This is a genomic window from Chitinophagaceae bacterium (assembly GCA_007695095.1).
Lineage (GTDB): Bacteria > Bacteroidota > Bacteroidia > Chitinophagales > REEL01 > REEL01.
The window spans coordinates 1-5212 of record REEL01000045.1 but is presented as its reverse complement, the minus strand read 5'-3'; the positions used below and the strand labels follow the sequence as shown (position 1 = coordinate 5212).

7 protein-coding genes are annotated in these 5212 nt (G+C 35.6%); 5 read left to right on the top strand and 2 right to left on the bottom strand.

From position 1 onward, the window contains the following. Positions 1–23 precede the first annotated feature (23 nt). The 3 genes from EA412_00955 (at position 24) to EA412_00945 (ending at position 2716) form a co-directional block, all read left to right on the top strand. Entirely contained in the window at positions 24–308 is a 285-nt protein-coding gene (locus EA412_00955; protein TVR83367.1) for a hypothetical protein, read from the top strand. Between the two features lie 109 nt (positions 309–417). Beyond that, entirely contained in the window at positions 418–1557 is a 1140-nt protein-coding gene (locus EA412_00950) for a hypothetical protein (GenBank protein TVR83366.1), read from the top strand. A 16-nt stretch (positions 1558–1573) separates the two neighbouring features. After that, complete coding sequence (locus tag EA412_00945; protein TVR83365.1) at positions 1574–2716, top strand: OmpA family protein; 1143 nt, start codon at positions 1574–1576, stop codon at positions 2714–2716. Between the two features lie 90 nt (positions 2717–2806). Here the strand turns inward: EA412_00945 and EA412_00940 are convergent, their stop codons facing one another. Both EA412_00940 and EA412_00935 read right to left on the bottom strand, forming a co-directional pair. After that, complete coding sequence (locus EA412_00940; GenBank protein ID TVR83368.1) at positions 2807–3007, bottom strand: addiction module toxin, HicA family; 201 nt, start codon at positions 3005–3007, stop codon at positions 2807–2809. Positions 3008–3039: 32 nt separating this feature from the next. Beyond that, entirely contained in the window at positions 3040–3264 is a 225-nt protein-coding gene (locus EA412_00935) for a type II toxin-antitoxin system HicB family antitoxin (protein ID TVR83364.1), read from the bottom strand. A gap of 571 nt (positions 3265–3835) precedes the next feature. Here EA412_00935 and EA412_00930 point away from each other — a divergent pair. Both EA412_00930 and EA412_00925 read left to right on the top strand, forming a co-directional pair. Further along, positions 3836–4420, top strand: coding sequence for a hypothetical protein (locus EA412_00930; GenBank protein TVR83363.1), 585 nt, complete (start codon positions 3836–3838; stop codon positions 4418–4420). Beyond that, a complete protein-coding gene (locus EA412_00925; protein ID TVR83362.1) occupies positions 4395–5072 on the top strand; it encodes a hypothetical protein in 678 nt (225 codons plus the stop codon). The genes EA412_00930 and EA412_00925 overlap by 26 nt, the downstream gene beginning before the upstream one ends. Positions 5073–5212 lie beyond the last annotated feature (140 nt).

The following is a 5212-nucleotide window of genomic DNA, read 5'->3' as shown; positions in this document are numbered from 1 at the left end:
TATACCATAAATCATTGAATATTATGAAAAAGAAAATAATTCTTGCATTGACGGCTTGCTTATTTGCAGCAGGCTCAATCATAAATGTTCATCTGGCACAAAATGAACACAACATGGATTTCTCCCTGGCGGATATCTCCGTTATGGCGCAGGCGGATGGGGAAAGTGGTATATATTGTTACTGGAGTGGGATTGGACACTGTCCTGATTATTCTTGCGTAATACTTAGATGCTTTCAATCTGTATATAATGACCCTGGAAAGAGTGAATGTACTTGCGGAGAAGGCGATAAGACTGTATACCTATAGATTATTGCAAAAGAATTGCATAGGGATGCCTCGCTATTATTTTCTATTCTATAAATAGTTTCTGAGGCATCCCTATGCTATAAATAATTTCAAATTAAAATTCTGCCTTATGAAAGTTTCAATTATTTTAATTTCTTTTTATATGATAGGAGTAGCTTGTAATAATACTAGTTCAGTTGAGCAACCTACTTATGTATATAAAAATCTTAATTTTGAAATTAACGACACAATTGCATTGGAAGGCGATACAGAGAATATCTTTTCTACCTATTTATACCCAATAAGATTTGATTCTACAGAGTTGATTGCATTTGACATTTTAACAAATAATTTATTGTTTTTTAAAACAGAAACTTTTCCATTATATCATATTGATCAAGCTATTGATTTACAGGTACAATATCAGATGTATTCTTCAATTAGAAATAAATTAGTTGGAGTAATTGAAGTATATAATAACAATTTGCTGATAATTTCAGATCCATATTTTTTAATAGTTGATAGAGATTTAGAGATTCAGAAGGTGTTTAATTTTAATATCCATGATAATATAACAAATTATTATATCACAGGTGATGTAACAAATATTAAATCTAATGAAGATAGAACATGTGTGTATTTCACTATTGCACCAGGTTTACCAGCAAAAGAAGAAAATTATTTTACCAGTGGGAGAATAGCGGAGGTTAATCTTAAAACTGGCAATTATAGAATTCTACCAGTTCCATTACCCTTTGATTATGAAATTGGTAAAAACTATGAAATATTTGCTATGCCAAACTTCACACTTCACGAAAATTATCTTTATTATATTTATCCTGGGTCAAATTATCTCTACAATTATAATTTAATTAATGATAATATTGATTCCACTTTTATTTCTCCAAAACATGTTGAAATAAACGTAAAAGAAGTGGGATCAAACTTGGAAGATTTATTTTCACATCTTGAATGTAATAACTTCTATCAAATCATAAGTGATGATGACCTAATTTTATTGTTTTATTGGAAAGGCAAAACAAGAGGGCCTCACAACAGGCATTATGGTTTAAAAGCATTGGATTGTTATATTTTAGGTTACAAACCAGATGTAAATATGGTACTATTTGATGAGCTTTTTGAAACAAATAATTTGTTAAAAAAAGCATATATGTTCAGAGAAGGTAAGCTTTATTTTATTTATGATGACATCACTAAACTTAATCAATTGAAAACTGAAATCTTAGTATATGGACTTGAGATTAACTAAAATATCTTAACTATATATGATATATCATATTTCATTTTTACTATTTCTGTTTCTGTGCATCAATCTCAATGCACAGAATTTAGTTATAAATCCTGATTTCAGTGATATTTTGATTTTCTATAGCAACGGCAAAAAAGTCTATCCAAATCATTGGTCAAGTTATTCCTGGCCATTTCCTCCTTTTTCACATCCAGCCAGGGCAGCACATGGAGAATTTCCCACAAAGCCGGTTTTCAATGAAAAAAAACCTGGAGTAATTCTATTGCATGTTTTGCAACCAAGTGAGGGTATCACCACTAAGTTAAAAGAGAACCTGGTTCCGGATCAGAAGTATGAAGTTAAAGTTAAAGTGAAAATATTTAAAGCAAAGTTAAGCTCGGATTACTATCCTGAAGACACCAAAGTAAGGGTTACAAGGGAAGGAGATACAGTAGACCTCGGTTACAACAAAGTTGTAAGTCTGATTGTAAAGTTCCATTATACATTACCAGCTTGCCCACCAGATTTGACAGATACATTATTATTCCTGGACTTTGATGAGGAAATCACACCAGATTATCCATACTGGATAACTCTTTCAACGACCTACATTGCCAGGGGAGGAGAAAGCTATTTTTCAATTGGTTCTTGTAGTACTAGTGAATACATAGGTTTTCTACAAAAACACCGATCCGATACCATCAATTATAATAACAAGTTTACCAGGTACCTGATATCTTATGTTAGTATATTACCTGTTTATGATGACGAGGTAACTGATATTAAATTCCTCCATTCATTCGACCCGGATTCAATTTATCCCGAGAGAATTAAAAAATTTATTATCCGTAATATATTCTTTGATTTTGATAAATATGAATTAAGTGACTTGACTAAGAGAGAATTATCAGAACTTTCAATTTATTTATTGGAGAATCCCAACATTACCTTAAATATTATTGGTCATACTGATAGCATAGGATCAGCTGATTATAACCAGGTTTTATCTGAGAATAGAGCCAAATCTGTTTATTCATACTTGATTTCTAAAGGGATTGATGATAGCAGATTAAATTGGAAAGGTCGAGGTATGAATGATCCCCTGGAGGGAGAAAACTATCTTAAAAATTTCGAGATGCACAGAAGGGTTGAATTTGAAATGCTTTTGAATAATAAATGAACTCATGGAAAGGTCGAAATGGCGATCGATGTGATGAATATTTTAGGGCTTTCTATTATTGAAAAAAATTGACATAAGCACGGAAGAACTTTACATTTCCTTTAAAAGGTTAGAAAATTCTTCCGGTGTAATATTAATTTGCCTCAAAATTGCACGAATCAAAAAACGGCTCAAATCTTGATTTCCATGATGAGGCAGAGTAGTATACCGACCATCGGGATGTCTGTAAAAAGCATGGCTGCCACTTTGACGTTTTACTTCAAAGCCTAAGTAGAACAAAAGCTTCTGCATGATTTTAACCTTCACAATTGGCACTTTAGTGCTCATATTGCAACTGAAATATTTTGTGTGCCGATGAATTTTGGCAGTTCATTCTTTTCTTCATCAGTCATTTCCTGGAGGCACAGCCTTATTACATCTTGCAGGTTGATGTATAGTTCATCCAATGTCGGTGCTTGTGTATGTGCACCGGGTAACCCGGGGACAATTCCGACATATTGATTAATATCATTGTCCCGAATTATTTCTGCGGTGAAGTTGTAAACCATTGCTGATATTTTTTATAAAGATAACGATAATTTGATTTACAGTGGTTTTGAAATAAAATTTTCTCTGATTATTGTATAATTCTATTCATGATTTTTTACCAGGTTCCACATTCATTATTGGCTCTCATGCATAACCCTTAGCTATAAACATTCACCAATATAAGGATGTTCGCGTTAATATAAAAGTACCTAACCTGTTTCACAAAATATATTTCACAAAAGATCATAAAACATCATCAGTTACTTATCTGCGCTGTATTTTAAAGGGTTTACACAGGAGTCCGAAACTTGTTTCTTATGAGCACGGCCTGAATGTAGAGAATGTTTTTTTTGTCATATTTTTTGTCCGCCAAAAAACTATCTTCCTGCAAGTGAAAAAAGCGACCGCCGAAAAACCCACTGAAAGCGGGAAAAATTGACGATTGTGTCCGCCTTGTCAGCCGTGTCCGCTGTTTTGTTGAAAAAATAGCCCGATGGTCTGAGGTTCCCGTTTACATCAATTGAACATGTAGTTTTCAGTATAGTTCTTTATGGCTCCATCTATCTTTTTACCCGGCAATCATCAGATAAAGTGGCATTTATATGGGAAGTAACCTGCATATGGCTTGTCATGATCCTTGTCCAGGCATTAATGGGGTTGATGCAGCTACACGACAAGGCAGCTTCCCATCACTTTCTCTTTAACATCACGGGCACCTTTCATAACCCCGGACCTTTTGCCGGTTTTATTGTCAGCGCCCTGCCACTGGCACTGGGAGTAATGCTGGCAATAAAGCAGGATGGTTATTTCGGCAAGGGAAACAGATATTTAAAAGTCTGGAAATGGCAGGTTAAGTTGCATGATAATGTTTTCTACCTGCAAAAAGCTATGATCTTTCTATGCTATGGGGTTATCATTTCACTTTTGCTTGTTATCCCTGCTGCCCGCTCCCGGGCTGCATGGGTGGCGGGACTGGCAGGATGCGTTTATGTGTTATGGAAACATCCGGGATTCGCTGATTACCACGATAAGCTTACCGGTATTTTTAACAGGATGTCCTTTTTTCCCCGTTTAACGGTTATAACTCTTGCCTTCATCCTGCTGCTTCCTGCCGGGATGAACATGTACCTTATGAAGCAGGGCTCTGCCAGTGGCAGGGTGCTCCTACCCCTTTGATATAAGCTCTTTTATCCTTCAACTTACTGTAGTTACAGCACTGCTTGGAGGCTTTTCAAAAACAGCTTTTATAATTGGCCCCGGTAAACTTTCACCTCTAAGGCCGGGATTATTTATTTCATTAGTATTGCTGGCCTTAACGGCCTATTTTATCCCCGAAAGGGCAAATCATTATGAAGCTCTTAAAACATGGAGAAATGCCGAAAGATTATACAATTTCAGGTCATATGACGCGTCAGTTATCGAGCACGAAATAACCTTTCCCATTCTATCAGGAAATGGCTTGTTCCTGCAAATGTATGGAAAGGCGCTCAGCATGGATGAGCAGCATCAGAGAAGTCTTGATATCCTCTTTCTTGCCGGGAAACTCTACAATAGTCATATACTGCAAAACACCCTTGGAGATAATCATAAGGCTCTCGGCAACTTTAAGGCTGCCGAGACGGCCTATATTAAAAGCTCATACATGATGCCCTCAATGTTGCTGCCACGTTACCTTTTGGCAAAACTTTATCATGAATCGGGCCAGAATGAAAAGGCAAGACAGACGGCAGAAGATCTGCTAAAAAGCCCTGTAAAGGTAGAATCTTCTGCCACAAGAGAGATCATCAGTGAGATGGAAAAATTGATAACAACATTGAACCAAAAATGATATAAATTATGTCAGCCATCAGAAAGCTATTATCAGGGATTCTTTTCAATCCCGGTCTTCACCTTTAACAACTGAAAGATAAAAATATGTCGTTCATTCCTTTTTCATGTCGTTCATTCCAAAAATGCTGCAGGTATGAA

Bases quoted from the DNA above. Each gene is read 5' to 3' on its own strand.
- EA412_00940 (TVR83368.1), bottom strand. From the start codon at position 3,007: ATGCAGAAGCTTTTGTTCTACTTAGGCTTTGAAGTAAAACGTCAAAGT.
- EA412_00955 (TVR83367.1), top strand. From the start codon at position 24: ATGAAAAAGAAAATAATTCTTGCATTGACGGCTTGCTTATTTGCAGCA.
- EA412_00950 (TVR83366.1), top strand. From the start codon at position 418: ATGAAAGTTTCAATTATTTTAATTTCTTTTTATATGATAGGAGTAGCT.
- EA412_00945 (TVR83365.1), top strand. From the start codon at position 1,574: ATGATATATCATATTTCATTTTTACTATTTCTGTTTCTGTGCATCAAT.
- EA412_00935 (TVR83364.1), bottom strand. From the start codon at position 3,264: ATGGTTTACAACTTCACCGCAGAAATAATTCGGGACAATGATATTAAT.